General features: G+C 70.3%; 16 protein-coding genes. 8 read left to right on the top strand and 8 right to left on the bottom strand.

Annotation, left to right across the window (positions count from 1 at the left end; genetic code table 11):
• Window positions 1-232 precede the first annotated feature (232 nt).
• On the top strand, window positions 233-1,897 hold the full coding sequence (locus FL344_RS12015; RefSeq protein WP_228564967.1) for a type VI secretion system contractile sheath large subunit: 1,665 nt from the start codon (window positions 233-235) through the stop codon (window positions 1,895-1,897).
• Between the two features lie 2 nt (window positions 1,898-1,899).
• On the opposite strand, the gene FL344_RS12010 is transcribed toward FL344_RS12015, so the two are convergent.
• The 3 genes from FL344_RS12010 to FL344_RS12000 all read right to left on the bottom strand — a co-directional run bounded on the left by FL344_RS12010 (window position 1,900) and on the right by FL344_RS12000 (window position 5,122).
• Window positions 1,900-2,430, bottom strand: coding sequence for a GNAT family N-acetyltransferase (locus tag FL344_RS12010; protein WP_141618613.1), 531 nt, complete (start codon window positions 2,428-2,430; stop codon window positions 1,900-1,902).
• 92 nt (window positions 2,431-2,522) lie between these two features.
• Entirely contained in the window at window positions 2,523-3,767 is a 1,245-nt protein-coding gene (locus FL344_RS12005; RefSeq protein WP_228564966.1) for a PQQ-binding-like beta-propeller repeat protein, read from the bottom strand.
• 107 nt (window positions 3,768-3,874) lie between these two features.
• Entirely contained in the window at window positions 3,875-5,122 is a 1,248-nt protein-coding gene (locus tag FL344_RS12000; RefSeq protein WP_141618611.1) for a phosphatidylserine/phosphatidylglycerophosphate/cardiolipin synthase family protein, read from the bottom strand.
• A gap of 146 nt (window positions 5,123-5,268) precedes the next feature.
• Between FL344_RS12000 and FL344_RS11995 the strand changes: the two genes are divergently transcribed.
• Both FL344_RS11995 and FL344_RS38470 read left to right on the top strand, forming a co-directional pair.
• Window positions 5,269-5,997 carry a hypothetical protein gene (locus FL344_RS11995; protein WP_228564965.1) on the top strand — a complete coding sequence of 243 codons (729 nt, stop codon included), beginning with the start codon at window positions 5,269-5,271 and terminating at the stop codon, window positions 5,995-5,997.
• 155 nt (window positions 5,998-6,152) lie between these two features.
• Complete coding sequence (locus FL344_RS38470) at window positions 6,153-6,323, top strand: hypothetical protein (RefSeq protein ID WP_194858196.1); 171 nt, start codon at window positions 6,153-6,155, stop codon at window positions 6,321-6,323.
• Between the two features lie 97 nt (window positions 6,324-6,420).
• Here FL344_RS38470 and FL344_RS11990 read toward each other — a convergent pair whose 3' ends face one another.
• The 3 genes from FL344_RS11990 to FL344_RS11980 all read right to left on the bottom strand — a co-directional run bounded on the left by FL344_RS11990 (window position 6,421) and on the right by FL344_RS11980 (window position 11,180).
• On the bottom strand, window positions 6,421-7,641 hold the full coding sequence (locus tag FL344_RS11990; protein ID WP_141618609.1) for an ABC transporter permease: 1,221 nt from the start codon (window positions 7,639-7,641) through the stop codon (window positions 6,421-6,423).
• A gap of 19 nt (window positions 7,642-7,660) precedes the next feature.
• Window positions 7,661-8,887, bottom strand: coding sequence for an ABC transporter permease (locus FL344_RS11985; protein ID WP_141588346.1), 1,227 nt, complete (start codon window positions 8,885-8,887; stop codon window positions 7,661-7,663).
• 289 nt (window positions 8,888-9,176) lie between these two features.
• Complete coding sequence (locus FL344_RS11980) at window positions 9,177-11,180, bottom strand: lysyl oxidase family protein (protein WP_228564964.1); 2,004 nt, start codon at window positions 11,178-11,180, stop codon at window positions 9,177-9,179.
• Window positions 11,181-11,453: 273 nt separating this feature from the next.
• On the opposite strand from FL344_RS11980, the gene FL344_RS11975 reads away from it, so the two are divergent.
• Window positions 11,454-13,205, top strand: a complete 1,752-nt coding sequence (locus FL344_RS11975) for an MDR family MFS transporter (protein WP_141618608.1) — start codon at window positions 11,454-11,456, stop codon at window positions 13,203-13,205.
• Between the two features lie 9 nt (window positions 13,206-13,214).
• Window positions 13,215-14,141, top strand: coding sequence for a phosphotransferase family protein (locus FL344_RS11970; RefSeq protein ID WP_141618607.1), 927 nt, complete (start codon window positions 13,215-13,217; stop codon window positions 14,139-14,141).
• An 8-nt stretch (window positions 14,142-14,149) separates the two neighbouring features.
• Here FL344_RS11970 and FL344_RS11965 read toward each other — a convergent pair whose 3' ends face one another.
• Together FL344_RS11965 and FL344_RS11960 are read right to left on the bottom strand one after the other, a co-directional pair.
• Window positions 14,150-14,476, bottom strand: a complete 327-nt coding sequence (locus FL344_RS11965; protein ID WP_141618606.1) for a hypothetical protein — start codon at window positions 14,474-14,476, stop codon at window positions 14,150-14,152.
• Between the two features lie 201 nt (window positions 14,477-14,677).
• Window positions 14,678-16,183 (bottom strand): M20/M25/M40 family metallo-hydrolase, encoded by a 1,506-nt coding sequence (locus tag FL344_RS11960; RefSeq protein ID WP_141618605.1) that lies wholly within the window; start codon window positions 16,181-16,183, stop codon window positions 14,678-14,680.
• Between the two features lie 449 nt (window positions 16,184-16,632).
• On the opposite strand from FL344_RS11960, the gene FL344_RS11955 reads away from it, so the two are divergent.
• From FL344_RS11955 to FL344_RS11945, 3 genes are read left to right on the top strand one after another with little or no spacing between them, the layout of a single operon-like run.
• Window positions 16,633-18,306, top strand: coding sequence for a DUF262 domain-containing protein (locus tag FL344_RS11955; protein WP_090491067.1), 1,674 nt, complete (start codon window positions 16,633-16,635; stop codon window positions 18,304-18,306).
• A 1-nt stretch (window position 18,307) separates the two neighbouring features.
• Window positions 18,308-19,537 carry a type II toxin-antitoxin system HipA family toxin gene (locus FL344_RS11950; protein ID WP_141618604.1) on the top strand — a complete coding sequence of 410 codons (1,230 nt, stop codon included), beginning with the start codon at window positions 18,308-18,310 and terminating at the stop codon, window positions 19,535-19,537.
• A gap of 13 nt (window positions 19,538-19,550) precedes the next feature.
• Window positions 19,551-20,297, top strand: coding sequence for a class I SAM-dependent methyltransferase (locus FL344_RS11945; protein ID WP_141618603.1), 747 nt, complete (start codon window positions 19,551-19,553; stop codon window positions 20,295-20,297).
• Window positions 20,298-20,439: the final 142 nt, after the last annotated feature.

The following is a 20,439-nucleotide window of genomic DNA, read 5'->3' as shown; positions in this document are numbered from 1 at the left end:
GGCGCCCCACGCACCAGTAGCAGCAGGTGTGTCAACCGTCGGGAACCCTCATGCACCCGCCAAGTCCCTGATTTCGCTTGAGTCCCTGGAGCGCCCGCGCGCCGTGAGGCCCTGGCCCCTGGTGACTTCCGCCAGGGGCGGTGGTCGCAGTCACCAGGCTCCGTCCGGCAGCCGTGCCGACATGCTGGCGCGCTAACGTAGCGGCCTTCTCGTCGTGGAGGGGATGCGGGACATGAGCCAGAACGGAAGCAGTGCCGAAAGCGCGCGCGTGCGCTGGCTGGTGGTGGGTGCCTTCTCCCCGTCCCCCTCGGGTCGGCGCTTCCCGCTCACGGTGAACACCTTCGGGGATGAGCTCACGCGCGCCGCCAGCGGGCTCCGCGTCACCGTGGCGGACCGGCTGGGCGCGGGTGACTCGCGCACCGTCGAGCTGTCCTTCGACCGGCTGCGCGCCTTCAGCTACGCGGACGTCATCACCCGCGTCCCAGAGCTGCGCGCCCTGCAGCACCTGCACGAATCACTGTCCACGTCCGACCCGCTGCGCACGCTGACGCCCGACGAGGCCGCCACGCGCGTGGCCACCGTCACCGGCCCGGGCCGCCTGCCGGACGCGATAGCCGAGGCCCTGCGCGCGGCCTCCACGCCGCCCGCCCCCACCGCGCCGGCCGCGCCCACCGAATCCGGCGAGGACCTGGTGGAGACGCTCCTCAGCCGCGCCGACGCGAGCACGCCCGCCGCCGCGTCTCGCGCGGTGGATGCCTTCCTGCGCGCCATCAATCCGCGCGTGCCCGCCACGCCCGCGCCCGTCGTCACGCCGGAGGCCGCCACCCGGCAGACGGCCCGGGACCTGGTGGAGGAAGCGCTGCTCCTCACGGCGAAGGACCTGCTCGGCGCCGAGCCCGTGGCCCACCTGGAGTCCGCGTGGCGCGGCCTCAAGTGGCTGCTGGACCAGGTGCCCGCGTCCTCGGGCATCTCCGTGGAGGTGCTGGACGTGGCGCGCGCCGGGCTGCTGGAGGCCGTGCAGGGCGCGCTGGGCGCCGAGCCCTTCGAGCGCCCTGACGCCGTCTTCGTCGTGGATGCCACCGACGACGTCGCCCTCCTGGGCAAGCTCGCGGCGATGGGCGAGCGCGCTCAGCTCCCGGTGGTGGCCGCCGTGTCCGCGCCGCTCCTGGGCGTGGCGCACGCGGAGCTGGCCGTGGCGCTGGAGGAGGAGCGCGAGCACGTCTCCGAAGCCTGGACGGAGCTGCGCCAGGACGAGTCCGCGCGCTGGCTGTGCGCCGTCATCAACCGCGCGGTGGTGGCCAGCGAGGGTCGCGGCATGGCCCGGCGCGTGAGCTTCACCAGCCCCGCGCTGGCGGTGGCGGCGATGCTGGCGGCCAGCTTCCGGGACACCAGCGCCTTCGCGCGCATCATGGGCCAGCAGGGCGGCCTGAAGGCGCCGGCCATGTGGGAGCTGCCCACCGGCCGCGATACCGGGCTGAGCATTCCCACCGAGCACTTCCTCCCCATCCGGGCGCAGGCGCGGCTGGAGGAGCGCGGCATCCTGGGCCTGGGCAGCGGGCGCAACGCGGACGCGGTGCTGCTGGCCGCCGCGCCCATGGTGTTCGGCGGAGGCTACGCGGTGCCGCTGCCCGCGCAGCTCCTCACCGGGCGCATCGTGCGCTTCGCCACCTGGGTACGGGACCAGTTGCCGGCGGGCACTGGCGGCGACGACGTGGACGCCATCTTCTCGCAGGCCGCGGAGGTGTTCCTCTTCCGGGGCGCCACGGAGAACGGGCAGCTGCGCGGCCAGTTGGTGGCCACGGACAACGGCCGCGGCGTGCACGTCACCGCCACCGTCCGCCCGGAGCACGCGGGCACGCGCTTCCAGCTCGCCTTCACCCTGCCGCTGCGCGGCTGAAGTCAGTCCTTCTTGAAGCGCAGCACGTAGCCTTCGAGGAACACCGTGGGCAGGTCCATGTCGCCCACGGGTTCGCGCACGAAGCCGCGCCGCTGGTACATGCGCCCCACGCCCTCCGCGCCCCTGCGGACGTGGAGGCACACGGCGTCCACGCCCCACTCGCGAGCCCGGGCCTCGGCGGCGTCCAGGAGGGGCTGGGCCAGCCCGGTGCCATGGTGGCTCACGGCGGTGGCCAGGCCGCGCAGGTCGGCGGCGTTGGGCAGCCAGGCCTCGGAGCCAGGGGCGCCGGGCTTGAAGAGCGCGACGGTGCCCACCACCTGTCCGTCCAACTCGGCCACCAGCACGGTGGCCACCTTGCGCCGGGACGCGACGTCCCGCAGCTCGCGCTTGCGCTCGTCGCCATAGACGACTTCCGGGAGCTTCTTCGCGTACTGGGTGAGGAAGGCCTCCACCAACAACTCCCCCACCACCGCGTCATCCTCGGGCCGCGCCTCGCGAACGAGGGCCCGCTCTACGACATGCCGGGTGTCCATGGCCCGGAACTCTACGGCCGGCCGCGCGCCCGCGCGATTTCACCCCGGCCAGCCCCGCTCATGTCTGCGAGCAGGCCGACACTGCGTCGGCGTCACCACGTGCCCAGGGTGCCAATCAGGTTGCCCGTCTTCGCGTCGAAGACATCCAGCCACACCCAATGCGGGACATAGACGCGCCCACCGTGCACCCTGATTTGGGACACCCCCGAGCCGCTCCGGGAGTTGGGAATGGGGACGTCCCACCCCACGCTCCCCTTCAGCAGGTCCCTACGAACGAGCTGCTCCCCGCCCTCCTTCAACGCGTAGACCATGAAGAGCGCGTCCTCGGAGAAGTCGACGACGTCCACCGTGGACTCCTTCACGTTCCTGGGGTCCATGTCGGCGACGTTCTCCGCCCACAGCGCGGCCTTCTCGCCCCGCCGGAACACCGCCACCATGGGCACCCGGCTCCCCGGGCTCCGTTCACCCATCGCGACGTCCAGGTCCTCGAGCTTGTAGACGTTCTCCGCCCGGAATCCGGGAACGGAGGGAGGGTTGCGCGGGCGCTCACAAGGGACGGGACTCTTCCTGAACACCGGAACGAAACAGAGATGGTGGCTCCACTTGACCGGCGCGCAGGGGGGCGGAGGCTCGATGGCGGGCCGGGCAGTCGCCGTCTTCGTGTTGAACAGGAGGTTCTGCCCATCCACCACCTCGACCCAGACGGACTCGGTGTCGCCCTCCGGGATGCAGAGCCTGCTGGGCTTGTCCGAGAGCGCCACCCGCCCGAGCGGCTTGCCTGTCTTCGGCTCGAGGAGATGCACCGCGCCCGGCTCACTCATCACCACACGGCCGCCCTGGTGAACGACGTGCACCGCGCCGGACAAGTCCGCGGCCGTCCCCTCGAGTTCCGCTTCCCAGAGCAGGTCGAACGACTTCCCATCGAACGCGGCAACCTGGTTGCGCGTCTCCGTCTTTCCGGGAACGAGACTGAGGCGACGGATACGGCCGATGATGTCGTCCGTTTCGTCACCGTTGAGGTCCACGGCGAGGGGAACCCCCTGGGAGTTCCATTGGAACTTCGCCTTCTTCTCCGGCACCGGTGACGGCGCCACGACGACGGGAGACGCCCCCGGGACGCGCGTTGGCGTGGGCCGCGCGGTGGACTCCGTGGCGGGGCCCAAGCTCAGAAAGACCACGAGCCCCGCCGTGAAACTGAGCGACACGATGCCCCCCACCACCAGGGCCGTCGTGTTCGTTCCCGTCCCCGTCACGGCCGGTGCCTGGTACTCGGGGCGCGGCGCCTTCTCGCCCTGCGTGTCGATGGAGGCGTTGCAGTAGCCACAGGTGTAGAGCACCCGGCCTTCCTCGAGGACGATGGGCGCATGACAGCGAGGGCAACGGGGCGATGTTGGACGGGCACGAGCCATGCCAGGTTTCTATCATCCAGCCCTGCACTGCTGCGTCAGAGATAGTTGCCGATGAACCACGGCAGCCGCTCGCCCAGCTTCTGCAAGAGCCCGCGCCGCTTCCACCCGCTCCAGTGGATTTCTCGAGAGTGGCGTAAATCTTTCTCAAAAGATGCGGCGAGCTGCGCCGCCAGCGCCGCGTCCTCCACCACCACCGAGCACTCCTCCAACGTCGTCAACGCCAGCGGGTCCATGTTGGTGGAGCCCACGACGGACAGGGAGTCATCCACGAGCATCGTCTTGGAATGCATCATCGACAGCTCGTACTCCCAGATGCGCACGCCGCCCTCCAGCAAGCGCGCATAGGACGCCCGCTGCGCCGCGTGCACGGGCCCCACGTCATGGTGCCGCCCGGGCACCAGCACCCGCACGTCCACGCCTTGCTTCACCTTCTCCAGCAACATGTCACTGATGGCGTCGGAGGGAATGAAGTAGGAGTTCGCAATCCAGAGCCGCTCCTTCGCCGCCGCGATGGTGAGCAGCGTCATCCGCCGCGCGTCCGACAGGAAGCGGTTGTCCGTGCTGGCCACGAAGCCCGCGCGCGCATCCCCCGCGTAGCGAGGCTCCGGGAAGTCCGTCGCCGGCAGGAAGTCTCCACCCGCCTCCTGCCAGTTCTGCGCGAAGGCGACCTGCATCTCCCGCACGGCCGGGCCCTCCACGCGGATGTTCATGTCGCGCCAATAATCCGCGCTCTGCGCATTGCCCATCCAACTCTTCCAGATGCCCCAGCCGCCGGTGATGCCCACCTCGCCATCCCGCACCACCATCTTCCGGTGGTTCCGCGCCCTCAGGCGGACCGCGTCCAGGGCCACGAAGTCGCCTTGGATGGGCCGGAAGTAGCGCGCGTCACAGCCGCTGGCCGCCAGCGCGGGAATCACCGCTTCGAAGTTGACGCTGCCCAATGGGTCCACGAGCACGCGGCACGCCACCCCGGGCCGCCGCGCCGCCAGCGCCCGCACCAGCCGGTCCGACGGCTCACCGGGCCGCCAGATGTAGCTGGTGATGTGGATGCTGCTGCGCGCGGCGAGAATCTCCTCCTCGATGGCGTCGAAGATGAAGCCGTTCTCCACCAACTCCACGCGGTGGCCCGGCACCAGCGCCACGCCCAATGACTGGAAGAACGCGAGCGAGCGCGCCTCCGGGCTGCTCCCCGGCAACGCGCGCAGGCGCAGGTCATGCCGGTGATTGGGAGCGTGGCACCCGGCGGCAATCAACACCACGGGCACGAGCCAGGCGAGCTTCACCGCCGGAAACTAAGCGCCCATGGCCCGCGGCGCACCTGCCGATGTCTCACGCAAGACACCCCGAGACGCGCGGCGGGCACATCTCCACCGTGAGGGTGGAAGCCACCGCCCCGCGTGCGCACCTTCGGGACACACCGCGTGTCGCCATGCCCAACGTGCCCTCACACCGACGCCCCATCACCGCGTGCACGCTGCTGCTGGGCTGCCTGCTGTCCGCCGTGAGTCACGCGGCGGCCGCGGACGCACCGCTGCGCGACACGCCACCTTCTGAAGCACGCTCCAGGTACCTGGACACGCCCGCCGCCCCTTCACTGGAAAAAGCAGCCGTGCCCACGTACATCGAACCGGAGGACGTCCCGCTCCCCAAGGGCGCATGGGTGGCGCACGGCGGGCTCGCGCTGCTTCCCGCAGCCGGCGTCTGGGGCGCCAGCCGCGTGGGCGGGGACACGCGCGTGGGTGCCACCGCGGCGGAGACGGCGGCGGGAATGCTCCTGGGCGCCATCCCCTCGCGGCTCCTCTTCTTCCGTCCCGCGGCGCCCAGCCCAGGACGGTGGATGGAGCTGGAGACCGTGGCCTTCGGCGGCGGCTTCGTGCTGACACCGCCCCTGACGGCGCTCGGGACGTGGGGCCTGGGCGAGCTCGCCTTTGGCGAGAGTCACCATCCAGGCCGCGCCTACCTGGGCGCGCTCGGCGGCGCGGCCCTGGGCACGCTGCTGGCCGTCATCGTCCACGAAGCCCTGGTGAAGCTGTCCAAGCCCAGCGCCCGCTTGAAGGGCGGCCGTCAGCTCATCGGCCTGGGATTCATCGGCGTGGGCGCGACGTTGGGCTATCAATGGACAGGCGGCGGACCTCGCCCAGACGAACACACGCGATAGTTCTGCTGCGTCTGTTTCCACACGCACGCGTTGTGCACCGCCCAAGTCCTTGCAGTCTCAGACGCAGTGCGTGTGACACGTGGGGCATTGTGATTGTCAGACCCGGGCTCCACACTCCGCCGCGCTGTACGGACACCGCTGTTGGAGAGACCGCAATGACTGCTCGCAAGCACCTCCGTATCGCCGTCGTCCTCACCGCCGCCGCCGCCGTGCTGGGCCTGGGAATCACCATGACGCCGGCCACCGCCGTCGCCGATGACTGCCAGCCGCCCTGCTACAAGCACCCCATCACCGGTGAGTTGATTTGCGGCACCCCGTGTCCGTAATCCCCGGACACACGTGCTGAAACACCTGGGGCCTCTTCCGCACCGCGCGGAGGAGGCCCCGTTTCATTCCCAGCCACCCTGCGGCACCGGCGTGGCGTCAATCCGTCCGCATGGCCTCCACGGGGTCCAGCTTCGCGGCGCGCGCGGCCGGGTAGATGCCGAACAGCAGGCCCACGCCGCTGCTCATGCCCAGCGACAGCATCACCGCCCAGGCCGGCACCTGCGCGGGCAGCCCCACCATCCACTTCGCCAGCTGCGCCAGGCCCATGCCCAGGCCCACGCCCAACGCGCCACCCACCAGCGACAGCACCACCGCCTCGATGGCGAACTGCGCGAGGATGCGGCGCTTCTTCGCGCCCAGCGCCTTGCGGATGCCAATCTCCCGGGTGCGCTCCGTCACCGCCACCAGCATGATGTTCAGGATGCCGATGCCGCCCACCAGCAGCGACAGCATGCACACGCCGAAGCTGGCCGCGGAAATCACCTTCGAGATGTTGTTGAACATCTCCGTGGCGCTCTCGTTGGAGAACACGAAGAAGTCATCCTCCTCCAGCGGCTTCAGGTTGTGGCGCCGCCGCATCAGCAGCGTCACCTCGTCCTGCGCGCGCTGGAGCATCTCCGCCGACTGGGCCTGGACGCTCACCCGGTAGTTGCGCACCCCGAACAGCGCCTTGTAGACGGACAGCGGCATCATCACCTGGTTGTCCTGGCTGCCTCCGCCCATGAAGCTGCCGCGGCGCTTGAGCGTGCCAATCACCTGGAAGCTGCGCCCCAGGATGCGGATGTTCTGCCCCAGGGGCTGCACGCCCGGGAACAACGTGTCCGCCAGGTCCTGGCCAATCACCGCCACGCGGCGGCCATCCAGGTACTCCGCGTCCGTGAAGGGCCGCCCGAACTCCACCACCACCGAGTTCGTCTGGAAGTACTCCGGCGTGCCGGCCCAGATGGTCACATTGGGACGCGACTCGCGCTGCTGCGTGGACACCTTCTGTCCACCCTTGGAGTCCTCCGCCGCTGCCAGCAACACCGACGGCTGCAGCCGGATGGCCTCCAGGTCGCCCTCGTTCAGCCGGGGCCGCCGCGCCAGCTCCGCCAGGGACAGGTTTCCGCCGAAGGGCAGCCGCTGCACCTGGAAGCAGTCAGAGCCCAGCTCGGACATGCTCTCGTTCACCTGGATGCGCAGGCCCTCGATGAGCCCCATCATCGACACCACCGTGGTGGCGCCAATGACGATGCCCAGCAGCGTCAGGAAGGAGCGCAGCAGGTTGGAACGGAACGTTCCGAACGCCAGCCGCAGGGTGTCCCAGATTGCCATCATCGCCGCCGTCTCCCGTCCGTCACTCGTGGCGAAGCGCTTCCACCGGGTCCAGGTTCGCCGCCCGCGCCGCCGGCCAGATGCCGAACAGCAGCCCCACCATCGCCGCGAACCCCACGCCAGCCACCACCGTCAGCGGCTCCACTGCCGCCGCCAGCGGCGTAATCAAGGACACGATGCGCGCCAGCCCCAGGCCCACCACCGTCCCCAGGGTGCCGCCCAGGGCGGACACGCAGGAGGCCTCCATCAGGAACTGGAGGATGATGGTGCGCTTGCGGGCCCCCAGCGCCCGGCGCACGCCAATCTCCCGCGTCCGCTCGCGCACCGACACCAGCATGATGTTCATGATGCCGATGCCGCCCACCAGCAGCGTGATGAGGCCCACGCCCATGGCCGCGCCATAGAGCGCCCCGGTGAGCTGCGCGTACATGCTGGCCAGCTGGTCCGGCCGGTTGATGGCGAAGTCGTCCGGCAGCCCCGGCGGCGTGTTGCGCTCCCGGCGGAGCACCGCGGTGAGCTTGTCCACCACCGCTGGCGCATGCTCCGGCGACGTGAGGGCCACCGCGATGTTGGGTGAGCGCTTCTTTCCGAAGTGCGCCAGGAAGGTGCCGGAGGGCACCATCACCACCAGGTCCTGGTTCTCTCCCAGGATGGTGCCCTTGGCCTCCAGGGTTCCCACCACGCGGAAGGGCTTGCCCTCGAAGAGGATGCGCTGCCCCACCGGATTCACTCCGGGGAAGAGCGAGCGCACGAGCTCCGCGCCGATGACGGCCACCTGCGCCCGGTTGTCCACGTCCGCGTGGGTGAGGAAGCGGCCCCGCTCCAGGGTGAACGAGCCCACCGTCGCGTAGTCCGGCGTGGTGCCCACCAGCAGCACCGAGCCGATTTTGCGGTCCAGGAAGCGGCCCTCCACGCGCTCGAAGAAGAGCGGCGCCGCGGCCAGCACGTGCTCGGACGCGTTGATGATGGGCGGCACCAGGTCCGCGCTCAGGTCCTTGCGGTTGCGGTACGACCACCAGTCGCCGTTGAGCGTCCAGGGGAACTTCGAGATTTGGAGCGTGTTGGCGCCAATGCTCGAAAGCTGGTCCTCGAAGGAGCGGTTGATGCCCTGGATGATGCCGACAATGGCCAGCAGCGTGCACACGCCCACGCCAATGCCCACCGTCGTCAGCACGGTCCGCAGGCGGTTGGAACGGAGCGAGAACAGCGCGATGCGCGCCCCCTCCCACACATCGACCCGGATGCTCACGTCAGATTCTCTCCGCTGCGTTGCACGTCGCGCTGGTTGGTACGGGCCTCGGAACGGGTGATTGCATGCGACATTCCCTCGGTGCAAATCCAGTGTGCTGGAAATCCGTCTGGGACCCCGCGCGAGGCCGTCCTCGGCCCGCCAGTGTAGGTTTCCCACTCCCAGGACGTGCCGGCCCCCACCCCCGGCATGCATCCGTGTCGCCACCCCTGGCCTCCACGCGAGGTGGGAACGGAAGGCCGCTGGGACACCGCGCCAGGACGGCGGCACGGTGTCCCGGGCCTCATGATTATGGGACCACGGTCACGGAATCGCCCTGGATGCGGACGTTCAGGATGGCCTCGTTGGGGAGCACGTCCGCTTCCTCGATGATGTCCTGCTCATCCACGCCCACTCGCAGGGAGTACGTGCCGTCCGTCAGGTCGGTGATGTCAATCCACTGGCAGGGGATGTCGGCGACGTAGATGTCCGCCCAGCCGGCGGAGATGCTCATTCGGTCCAGCGGGAAGTGGAAGGGCGCCGCGTCATCGCACTGGCGCTGGTAGTCGACCAGATAGAAGCCCTGCTTGCGGCCCTCCACGACCTCGTTGCCCTGCGCGTCCCGCAGCACGTACTGGGCGAAGTTGGTGAGGTGTTCGTGGCCGTGGCACTCGTCCCAGACGTAGAGGTCCGGCCGCTCGTCCATGTTGGGCACCGAGGCCGCCGCCGCGCCCAGGTTCTGGATGGAAGTGCTGAAGCGCAGCAGGCGCCGCTCACCGGGCGCGGGCACGCAGCCCTCCAACATCTCACAGGAGTCCGCGGCGAAGGTGCGGCGCTCCACGTACAGCGTGCGGGCCAGCACGTCCGCGTCCACGGAGAGGTCCGGCTTGCCGTGCGCCGGGTCCAGCGTCAGGCCACAGCCCGCCACGGGCGGCAGGTGCGGCGCCGTGGCCGGCTCCGCGGGCACCTGGCCACCGCCGAAGATGACGACCCGGCCCCCCGGCCCGTCGACGAGCCCTGGCGAAGGCGCAACGCCCGCCACCAGGTCATCGAAGCGGTCGCCGTTCAGGTCTCCCGGCGCGATGACGGTGAAGCGGTGGAAGCCTTCGTACCCCTGCGGCAGGGCGTCCGCCCGCGGCCAGGACCACACGGGGCTCAGCGCCGAGGACACCCCCTCCGCCGGCGAATAGAAGTACAGCCTCCCCTCGGAGCCCGCGACGAAGTCCTGGCGCTGCCCATCCCCGTCCACGTCCCCTACCGCGGTGATGGTGGCACCGAAGTTCGCGAAGACGGGGTCACCCATGGCGGTCCACGTGGGCGCGGAGGCATAGCCGCCGCCCGCCTCCGACAGGTGGAGCCGCACCGTGCCACCGCCCGGCCCCGTGAAGCGCTCTGGCACCCCGTCCCCATTCACGTCTGGGAAGAGGCTCAGCGTCCGGCTGTCCACCGTCCAGAAGGGTTGCGCCGCGAGCCCGCCGTCACACGGCCCGGAGCTGCCGGCCTTGCAGCCATGGAGCAGCGAATAGACGTCTCCCATCGAATCCAATAGCAGGAGGTCCTGTGCGCCATCCCCGTCCACGTCGCCCGCGCGATAGACAGCGCCGGTGTAGAGCGGCTCCGTGCGCTCCACCAGGGTGAAGGGCCCTCCCGGCGCGCCGGGCGTGGCCAGGAAGACGGACAGCGCCAGCCCCTTCACGCTGACCACGTCATCCAGGCCGTCCCCGTTGACGTCCGCGAAGACGGCGTTGTTGTACACGCCGCCGCCGGGCACCACGAACGCGGGCTCGGTGAAGACACTGGCCAGGTCCGTCTGGCCCTTGAAGACGAGCGCGCCGTACTGGCCGGAGACGAGCACGTCCGCGGAGTCATCCCCGTCCACGTCGCCCGTGCTCACCGTCATCCGGGTGCCATTGGTCCGCGAGTTCGCGTTGCGCCAGTCCATCACCGCCGTCACGCCCTGCGTGGAGAAGTACGGCGCCTCGCCCGCGAAGAGCGACACCCGGCCGGGGTCTCTCGTGAGCGAGAGGCACGGAGGCGCGGCGACGACCAGGTCCTTCTGGCCATCGCCATTCACGTCGCCCAGCGCGATGGAGCGGCCGAAGCAGCCGGTGGCGTGCGCGGGGTCGTGCTCCACCTGCCAGAGCGGCACCTCGGAGAGGAACGTGCCTCCGTCCCCGGCTCCCGCGTCGCCTCCGTCGGGCTGCCCGGCATCCGGCGTTCCCGAATCAGGGTCCCCTGGCTCCACGGGGTCATCACATGCGCAGAGTGAAACGGCCAGCAGCGAGGTCAGGGCGACAGCGCTAATGCGTTGCATGGGGTGTGGTCCGGGAAATGCGTCGCGGGCCGGTCCCTCGCGACGTCTGGGATTGGACGTCCGCAGCGTAGACCGTTCACTTCACCCAGCGCGAAGTGCTTGCCCGGTGCGGGGCATCTCCCGGCGCGCGCCCCCTCGCGGCACCGGAACGGGCGCAATCTTGCCGCCGCACGGAAACAGCTGGTGCCGCAAAGGGACTCGGCCGGTGGCCGTCTGGTAGGAACATCCCCACCTTTCCCCTGGCGCCCCCTGACCCGGGAGCCACCGCGACACATGGCCCCGTCCGCCGCTCCCGCCACCGACGATGCGCCGCCCGCCTTCCCGGCGTTCACGCGCTCCCAGAAGGTCTTCACGCTGCTGGGCGCGGTGCTGGGGCTGTTGCTCGCCGCGCTGGACCAGACGATTGTCGCCACCGCGGGGCCAGCCATCCAGGCGGACCTGCGAATCCCCGCCTCGCTCTACCCGTGGCTCACCACGTCGTACTTCGTCGCGTCGACGACGATGGTGCCCGTGTGGGGCAAGCTGTCGGACCTGCTGGGCCGGCGCGCGGTGTTGGCCGCGGGCATCCTCATCTTCCTCGCGGGCAGCTTCCTGTGCGGGGTGGCGCGCTCCACGGTGGCGCTCATCCTCTTCCGCGCCGTGCAGGGGCTGGGCAGCGCGGCGCTGTTCACCGCCGCGCTGGCGGTGGTGGCCGACCTCTTCGAGCCCCGTGAGCGCGGCAAGTACCAGGGCCTCTTCGGCGCCATGTTCGGCCTGTCCAGCGTGGTGGGGCCGCTGGCCGGTGGGTTCATCACCGACCACCTGGGCTGGCACTGGGTGTTCTTCATCAACCTGCCCGTGGGCGCGGTGGCGCTGGCGCTGGTGCTGTCGCGCATGCCGCGGCTGAAGCCCCAGCGTGAGTCCCGGGGCGGGCTGGACCTGGTGGGGGCGTTCGCGCTCGCGGTGGCGCTGGTGCCGTTGCTGCTGGCGCTCAGCCTGGGGCAGACGGACGGCGGCGACTGGGCCTGGACGTCGTGGCGCATCCTGGGACTGTTCGCGCTGGCGGCGGTGGGCCTGGTGGCCTTCCTCTGGGCGGAGCTGCGCGCGCCCGAGCCGCTGCTCGACCTGACGCTGTTCCGCCTGCGGGCCTTCAGCGCGGGCAACGCGGCGGTGTTCATCGTCGGCGGGGCGTTCCTGTCGGGCATCGTCTTCCTGCCGCTGTTCATGGTGAACGTGGTGGGGCTGTCGGCGACGCGCTCGGGGCTGACGGTCATGCCGCTGACGCTGGGCGTGGTGGCGGGGAACGTGCTGAGCGGGCAGCTCGTGTCCAGGGTGGGCCGCTACAAGGCGCTGCTGCTGGGCTCGCTGGTGCTGCTGATGGCGGGCTTCGCCGTCATGGCCTTCACGCTGACGCCAGACTCCACCCAGGCCGAGGTGACGGCGAAGATGGTGCTGGTGGGCCTGGGGCTGGGGCCTTCGATTCCGCTCTACACGATGGCCATCCAGAACGCGGTGCCGCCGGACCAGATTGGCGTGGGCACCGCGGCGGCCACGTTCTTCCGGCAGTTGGGCATGACGTTGGGCGTGGCGCTGCTGGGGACGGTGTTCGCTTCCACGCTGTCCTCGGAGCTGGAGGCGCGCATGGCGCAGGCCACCTCGGCGCTCCCGGACTCCGTGAAGGCCGAGGTGACACGCGCCGCGCCGGGCGTCAGTGGCGAAGGCGGGCCCACCGGGCAGGTGTTCCGCGCGGATGAGGTGAAGGCGCGGGTGCGCGCGGAGTTCGACGCCGAGCGGCGCCGCGCGGAGACAGCGGCCACTCCCGAAGTCCGGGCGAAGGTGGACGCGGACGAACGGCAGGCACTGGCGGCGGTGGACGCGGCGGACCGGGCGCTGAAGATGGCGTTCACTCGCGGCGTCTCCGCCGTGTACCACGTGGCCCTGTTCATCGCCGGCGCGGCGCTGCTGGTGACACTGTTCCTTCCGGAGCAGGACCTGCGCCGCAAGCGCCGGCGCATCGAGTCGCGTGCCAGCGCCCCGGAGCAGTAGAGTCGCGGCATGGCTCACGACGCGGAACAGCCACCCGCGCTCACGGACGCGGAGGCCGCCGAGCGCATCCACGCGCGCTTTCCCTCACTCGCGACGGCGCGGGTCGTCCGTCTGGGGGAAGGCACGGACCATCAAGCCTTCGAGGTGGAGGGGCGCTACGTCTTCCGCTTCCCCAAGAGCGACGAAGCCGCCGAGCACCTGAAGTGGGAGGCGCGCCTGCTGGCGTGGCTCGAGCCCCGGCTCCCCCTGCCGGTCCCCGACTACCGTTTCCTCGCGCCCCCTGCCGCCGACCTCGCTGTGGGCTTCGCGGGCTACGCGAAGCTCCCAGGGACGCCCGCGCTCCTCGTCGAGCCTGAGCGGCTGGACCTGTCGGGCCTCGGCCGCAGGCTCGGCGCCTTCCTGGGAGCGCTCCATGCGCTCGACCCCGCCGAAGCCGATGCGCTCGGCGTGCCGGCGGACGACGACCCGGAACTCGAAGCGTGGTCGGCCGCCGCCGTGGACGATTTGCGGCTCGCCGTCGAACACCGTCATGTGGAGCCGCACCGGGCGGCGGACTGGGAGCAGCGGCTCAGGGTGCGCCCCACGGAGGGACGCGGCGTGCCCCGGCTGGTCCACGGAGACTTCGCCGCGGAGCATGTCCTGGTCGATGCCCACGGTATTCCCACGGGGGTCATCGACTGGAGCGATGCCTGCGTCGGAGACCCCGCGAGGGATTTCGCCGGACTGCTCCACTGGGGCGGAGCGCCCATGCTGACCGCCGCGCTGGAGACGTATGGCGCGGTCAGCCCCGCCGTCCTCACGCGGGCGCGGTGGTTCGCCGCCTGCCGCGCGGTGGCCGACATCGCCTTCGGCCAGACACAGGGACGGCCGGAGTACATCGCCGCCGGGCAACGGGCACTCACCGGGCTTGGGGAGCACCCGCCCTTCGACGCGTAACGCGCGGCTCAGGTGCCGCTGCAACGAACCTGGATTGGATGGCTCTCCAGCACCACGCACTCGCCGCTGCTGCACTTGAACAAGTCACAGATTTCCGGGGACTGGACACAGCGGATTTCGGGGCCCGCGCCCAGGTTGAACGAGGCGCAGGAGAGGCCCTCGGGGCATTGCTTCTGCTCCCCGGTACACGCCGGGCCGAGCACCTGGCCCTCCTTCAACGACAGCCTGGACTCGGTCTCCGTGGGCACCTCGCCTTCGGCGCCACGACAGCCCGCCAGGATGAACGCGGCGATGACCCACTTCAGCCCTGGAACACGCGTGCCTTGCTTCATCATGAATGTCCTCCGACCTGCATTGAGCAGGCACAGACAAAGCAAGACATACGCCACGAGGCGAGGCGGCCGGCACACCCCGGGGCGTCCACCGTCGCCTGCGTGATGCAGGCCCGCTGACGCATCGGAAGGAACCGCCGACAGTAGCCCGCACGGCATCCACAGCGCCCCTCGGAAATCCGAGGGGCCGCTCGGAAGCACCTCTCAGTTCCCTGAGGTCTTCGACTGCTGCGCGGGCGCGGTTACTGGCGCGGGCCCACGTGGTGCCGGCGCCTCGGGGCGCGTGAGCGTGCCGGGCATCTCCGCCAGCGCATACGTCATCCACGCCACGGCGGCGGTGCTGCGCGCCAGGTCCTGCGGGTCCACCTTGTCCAGCGTGTCCGCCTCCGTGTGGTGCACGTCGAAGTAGCGGCTGCTGTCCACCTCCACGCCGAAGAAGGGCACGCGCGCGGGCATCAGCGGGCTGATGTCCGCCCCACCCGCCTCGCGCGCGGAGAACTGCGTCACGCCCAGCGCCGTCAGTGGCGGCAGCCACGGGCGCAGCAGGTCCTGCCCGCCCTCGCCCGCGCGCACGCTGACGCTCACGGGCCGCCCGCCGCCCGCGTCCATCTCCAGCGCGCCCACGTGCCGGGGCAGCTCCGCCGCGTGCGCCTCCGCATAGGCCCGCCCGCCACGCAGGCCGTTCTCCTCGTTCATGAAGAGCACCACCCGCACCGTGCGCCGGGGCGCCTGCGGCAGCTTCGCGATGAGGCGCGCGGCCTCCATCACCATCACCACGCCCGCGCCGTCGTCATGCGCGCCCGTGCCCACGTCCCACGAATCCAGGTGCGCGCCAATCAGCACGATTTCCTGCGGCTTCTCCCGGCCCCGAATCTCCGCCACGACGTTGGAGGAATCCGCGTCCGGCAGCTCGGAGCTGCCCAGCATCAGCTTCACGCGCATCGGGCCGCCCGCCAGCAGCCGGTGGAGCAGGTCCGCGTCCTCCGTGGCCACCGACGCCGCCGGAATCCGCGGCCCCTCACTGGGGAAGTACGTCGAACCCGTGTGCGGCGTGCGCAGCGACGCCGTGGCCAGCGAGCGCACCAGCGCGCCCACCGCTCCGTGGTTCGCGGCGGCCAGGGGGCCTCGCGAGCGCAGCCCCGCGAAGCGCCCGTAGTCCGCGGCCACCGTCATGGTGTGGTTGAAGAAGACGAACTTCCCCTTCACCGCCGCGCCCAGCGACTCCAACTGATCCAGCGACGTCACCTCCACCACCTCGGCGGTGAGTCCCTCGGGCGCGGTGGGCGGGCTGCCGCCCAGGGCCAGCAGCGCCAGGGGGTGCCCCCGCGTGCGCTCGGAGGCCAGCACCTCGCCGGACGCCTCGCCTCGCACCCAGTGCGGCACCTTCACCGGCTCCAACCACGCCTTCACCCCATCAGCCTTGAAGGACCGCAGCGCCCACTGCACGGCGGCCTCGGCGCCCGGCGAACCCGACAGACGCGGGCCAATGCCGTCCGTCAGCTCGGCGAGCCGCGCATAGGCATGGCCATCCGTGAGCGCGGGCCCAATGAGCTTCTCCGCGGTCGCCTGCGCGTACACGGGCGCGGCACGCTTCGCGGTGGCGGTGGGCTTCGCGGGGACGGCCTTGGGCGCCGACTTCGCGGCGGGTGCGGCTCCCGACAGCAACTGGAGCGCGAGAGAGGCGGGCAGGATGAAGGTGGCGACGGGCAAGGGGCCTCCAAGGGGAGGCGCTCACTCTCCGTCGAGCCCCTGGGCCTCGCAAGCGACGGGGAGCGTCACCACCGACGAAGCGGATGACGCCCGTGCGTCATGCAGGCATGGAACCGAGGGGCGAAACGAGAATCCCAGGGGCCACCGCGCGCCGAGAGGGGGAACGCGGCGCGCGGGGCTCAACTGGGACTTCCACGACGGTGTCGCTTTTGGGGGAGGCAATCACCGCCGCCGCGTCTCACTCCGAAGAGGAAACGTGGACGGCATGTTGAAGGGCGAGCGAGCGCCCGTCAAGCACGCGCCCCCTCCGAGCCCATAATCGAACATTCACACCCGGTGAACACAGACGATTCCACTGTCACTGTCCAAATCAGGAGTTCCCCGAGAGCAGCCACCGGAAGGCGGGCATCCCGTGCGGGGCGTGTTACAGGCCGGACAGAGGTAAGCGCATGCAATCCACCCTGACGCGGCGGCCCCAGGCGACGGCATTCAGCATCGAGGACCTGCTGGACCGCGTCCGGCGAGGTGAGGTGCGGCTGCCCCACTTCCAGCGGCCCCTGCGCTGGGAGGCCGGCGATGTGAGGGATTTGCTCGACAGCGTGTACCGCGGCTATCCCATCGGCACGCTCCTCTTCTGGAAGCGCGAGGCTCCCGCCGCCAGCGTGAGCTTCGGCCCGGTGCGCATCGACGCGCCGTCCCACAGCCAGGCGCTGTGGGTGGTGGATGGGCAGCAGCGCATCACCGCGCTGGCCGCGGTGCTCCTCCACCCGGAGCAGGAGCCCGCCGCGCGAGACGGCTTCACGCTCTTCTTTGACCTGGACACACACGAAATCGTCCAGCCCGCGCACGGCGAGCCGACGCCTCCGCACTGGCTGCCGCTCAACCGGGTGCTCGACAGCGAGCAACTGCTGGGCTGGCTGGACCGCTACCCGGGGCGCGAGAAGAACCCGGAGCACGTGCGCGCGGCCATCCGTCTGGGCAAGGCGGCGCGCGAGTACCAGATGCCCGCGTACGTCGTCGAAGCCGCGGAGGAGAAGACGCTGCGCATCATCTTCAAGCGGCTCAACACCTCCGGAAAGCCGCTCACCGACGACGAGGTCTTCAACGCGCTCTACGGCGGCACCGCGGGCTCGCGGCTGCCCAACCTGAAGGCGCTGGCCACCAGCCTGCTGGAGCTGGGCTTCGGCCGCATCGATGAATCCCTGCTGCTCAAGGCCGTGCTCGCGGTGCGTGGCCTGGACTTCACCCAGGACTTCCAGAAGCAGCTCCGCGAGGAGGACGACCTCACGCAGACGCTGCTCCAGACGGAAGCGGCCCTGCGCAGCGTCATCGTCTTCCTCAAGCGCGACGCGGGAATCCCCCACGGGCGCCTGCTGACGAACCCGCTCTACTTCGTGCTGCTCGCGCGCTTCTTCCACCTGCACCCGGAGCCGTCGCCGCGCACGCGGGATTTGCTCGCGCGTGGGTTCTGGCGCGGCAGCCTGGTGGACAGCTTCCTCGACAGCCGGGCCCTGTCGCCACAGGAGCTGCTGGCCGCCATCGGCCCCGACGAGGAGCAGTCCGTCCAGTCCCTGCTGGCGCAGGTGCGGCCCCTGTCCGACGAATGGCTGGCCCAGCACGCGCAGCCCGCGACGTTCGGCCTCGCGCTGCGCTCGCGGGGCATGGCCCTCAATGCCTTGTACGCGCTCCAGCCGCGGCACCTGCGCACCGGCGCCCTGCTGGAGCCGTCCCAGCTCTTCAGCGACACCGACCCCGCCAGCCTCAGCCCCGTGCTCAAGTCCCTCACCGTGCAGGAACCCGACGCCGAGCTGAAGCTGGACCCCGCGCTGTACCGCTCCTTCCTCTACACCCCCGCCAACTACCTGATGCACCCGCCCCTGCCCGGTCAGCCCCTGCTGGACGTGCTGCGGGACGAGCCCGCGCCGCCACCCGAGGTCCTCCAGAGCCAGGCCATCACCCCCGCCATGCGCGACACGCTGCGCGAGGGCGGCACGCTCGAATTCCTCATGCAGCGCATGGAGCTCATCGATAGACACATCATCGAGTTCCTGCGGGCCCGCACCCGCTACGAGGAGTCGGACCGTCCGTCCCTCCAATCGCTGGTCGTCGAGGAGGAGGACTGACTTGGAGCCCACCCGCACCACGGCCGGAATCCTCGACGTCCACCTGGGCGACGTCCACGTCGGCACGCTGACGCTCCTGGAGGACGAACGCATCGAGTTCGTCATCGCGGAGGAGTACCGCCAGCGCTACCCACGCCCGGTGCTGGGACAGATTTTCGAGGACGACCTCTCGCGCCGGCACGTCAGCCGCCTGCGCCTGCCTTCGTACTTCTCCAACCTGCTCCCGGAAGGCTCACTGCGCGAGCTCATCGCCGAACGCGAGCAGGTGGCCCGCCAGCGCGAGTTCTTCCTCATCGCGCGGCTGGGTGAGGACCTGCCCGGCGCCATCGTCGTTCGGCCCGCCAGCGTGCTGTCACTCAGCGGAATGGAGCCGCTGGAGGAGCCCCAGCCGTCCCACGCGCCGCAGGAGCAGGAGCCGCTGCGCTTCTCGCTCGCGGGCGTGCAGCTCAAGTTCTCCATGCTGCGCCGGGACAAGGCGATGACGCTCCCGGCGGGCGGACGCGGCGGCAACTGGATTGTGAAGCTGCCGGACAACCGCTACGACCGCGTCCCGGAGAACGAGTTCTCCATGATGACGTGGGCCCGCGCCGCCGGCATCACCGTCCCCGAGGTGGCGCTGCTGGACGTGGCCGACATCCAGGGCCTGCCCGAAGGCATCACCCTGCGCGAGGACGTGGCCTACGCCGTGCGCCGCTTCGACCGCCCCGAGCCCGGCCGCCGGGTCCACATGGAGGACCTGACGCAGGTGCTGGGGCTGTACGCGGATGAGAAGTACAAGAAGTACAACTACGAGACGGTCGCCAACGTCATCTACAAGGTCGCCGGACTGGACGCGCTGCACGAGTTCCTGCGGCGGCTGGTGTTCATCACCGTCATTGGCAACGGGGACGCGCACCACAAGAACTGGTCCCTGCTCTACCCGGACGGCACCCGCGCCACGCTGTCACCCGCGTACGATTTGGTGTCCACGCTCCAGTACATGCCGGCGGACACGCTCGCGCTCAACTTCGCGAAGTCGAAGCGCTTCGAGGACATCTCCCTGGGCAGCTTCGAACGGCTGGCGCGTAAGCTGGCGCTGCCCCCCAGCGACGTGCTGCCGGTGGTGACGTCCGCGGTGGAAGCGTCGCTCGACACCTGGTCCTCGCTTCACGCGCAACTGCCCTTGCCGGATGAGAGCCGGCGCCGCATCGAAGCCCACTGGAAGCGCGTGCCCCTGCTCCAGGGGCACTGAACCGGAGCCCGCCATGAGCGAAGACGCCTTCTTCACCGTCTATGACAACCTGCCCCGTCACGGCCCTGGCAGCGACGACTGCACCCGGGAGGCCCTGCGACGGCTACCTCCGCTGCCACCGCACCCGCGCGTGGTGGACCTCGGCTGTGGCGCGGGCGCGCAGACGCTGGTGCTCGCCGAGGCGCTGCGCACCCGGGTCATCGCGGTGGACCTGCACAGGCCCTTCCTCGACCAACTCCAGGCGCGGGCGCGCGAGCGGGGCCTGGACGCGTTCATCGAAATTCAGCAACAGGACATGGGCGCACTGTCGCTGCCCGAGGCGTCCTTTGACCTCCTCTGGTCCGAAGGCGCCATCTACCACCTGGGCTTCGGTCCGGGACTGCGGCGCTGGCGCCCGCTGCTCGCGCCCAGCGGCCTGGCTGCCGTCACCGAATGCACCTGGCTGACCGATGAGCGCCCCGACGAAATCGCGCGCTTCTGGGGTGAGGTCTACCCCACCATGGGTACGGTTTTGGAGAACCGCGCCGCCGCGGAAGCCGCGGGCTACGAGGTGCTCGACACCTTCACCCTTCCCGCCTCCGCATGGTGGGACACCTACTACACGCCCCTGCTTCAGCGCGTCGCACACCTGCGCGCCCACGGTGACGCGTCATTGGAAGACGCGCTCTCGGCCGCCGAGCAGGAGACCCGCCTCTATCGCCAGTACGAACACACCTACGGCTACGTGTTCCATCTGTTGCGCAACCCGTCAGCGCTTTGACTCCGCGTATGAGCGGCCCCATCCACAAAATCAGGACATGCAATTTTTCCACAAATAGTGTCTATGTCCTGGAAAGCGCAAAGGCGTCTACGAACACCTCGCATGCCATGACCCGGCCTTCCCCCCAAGCCGGCGTTGGCTG

The sequence above is a fragment of the Myxococcus sp. AB036A genome, assembly GCF_006547355.1.
In the GTDB taxonomy this organism is placed as follows: Bacteria; Myxococcota; Myxococcia; order Myxococcales; family Myxococcaceae; genus Myxococcus; species Myxococcus virescens.
This window is presented reverse-complemented; position numbering and strand designations above follow the sequence as displayed.

What these genes read in the sequence shown, in the direction of transcription:
- FL344_RS12010 (WP_141618613.1), bottom strand. Translation starts at nt 2,430, where the DNA reads ATGGACACCCGGCATGTCGTAGAGCGGGCCCTCGTTCGCGAGGCGCGG.
- FL344_RS11945 (WP_141618603.1), top strand. Translation starts at nt 19,551, where the DNA reads ATGAGCGAAGACGCCTTCTTCACCGTCTATGACAACCTGCCCCGTCAC.
- FL344_RS11965 (WP_141618606.1), bottom strand. Translation starts at nt 14,476, where the DNA reads ATGATGAAGCAAGGCACGCGTGTTCCAGGGCTGAAGTGGGTCATCGCC.
- FL344_RS11975 (WP_141618608.1), top strand. Translation starts at nt 11,454, where the DNA reads ATGGCCCCGTCCGCCGCTCCCGCCACCGACGATGCGCCGCCCGCCTTC.
- FL344_RS12015 (WP_228564967.1), top strand. Translation starts at nt 233, where the DNA reads ATGAGCCAGAACGGAAGCAGTGCCGAAAGCGCGCGCGTGCGCTGGCTG.
- FL344_RS11990 (WP_141618609.1), bottom strand. Translation starts at nt 7,641, where the DNA reads ATGATGGCAATCTGGGACACCCTGCGGCTGGCGTTCGGAACGTTCCGT.
- FL344_RS11970 (WP_141618607.1), top strand. Translation starts at nt 13,215, where the DNA reads ATGGCTCACGACGCGGAACAGCCACCCGCGCTCACGGACGCGGAGGCC.
- FL344_RS11955 (WP_090491067.1), top strand. Translation starts at nt 16,633, where the DNA reads ATGCAATCCACCCTGACGCGGCGGCCCCAGGCGACGGCATTCAGCATC.
- FL344_RS11995 (WP_228564965.1), top strand. Translation starts at nt 5,269, where the DNA reads ATGCCCAACGTGCCCTCACACCGACGCCCCATCACCGCGTGCACGCTG.
- FL344_RS38470 (WP_194858196.1), top strand. Translation starts at nt 6,153, where the DNA reads ATGACTGCTCGCAAGCACCTCCGTATCGCCGTCGTCCTCACCGCCGCC.
- FL344_RS11980 (WP_228564964.1), bottom strand. Translation starts at nt 11,180, where the DNA reads ATGCAACGCATTAGCGCTGTCGCCCTGACCTCGCTGCTGGCCGTTTCA.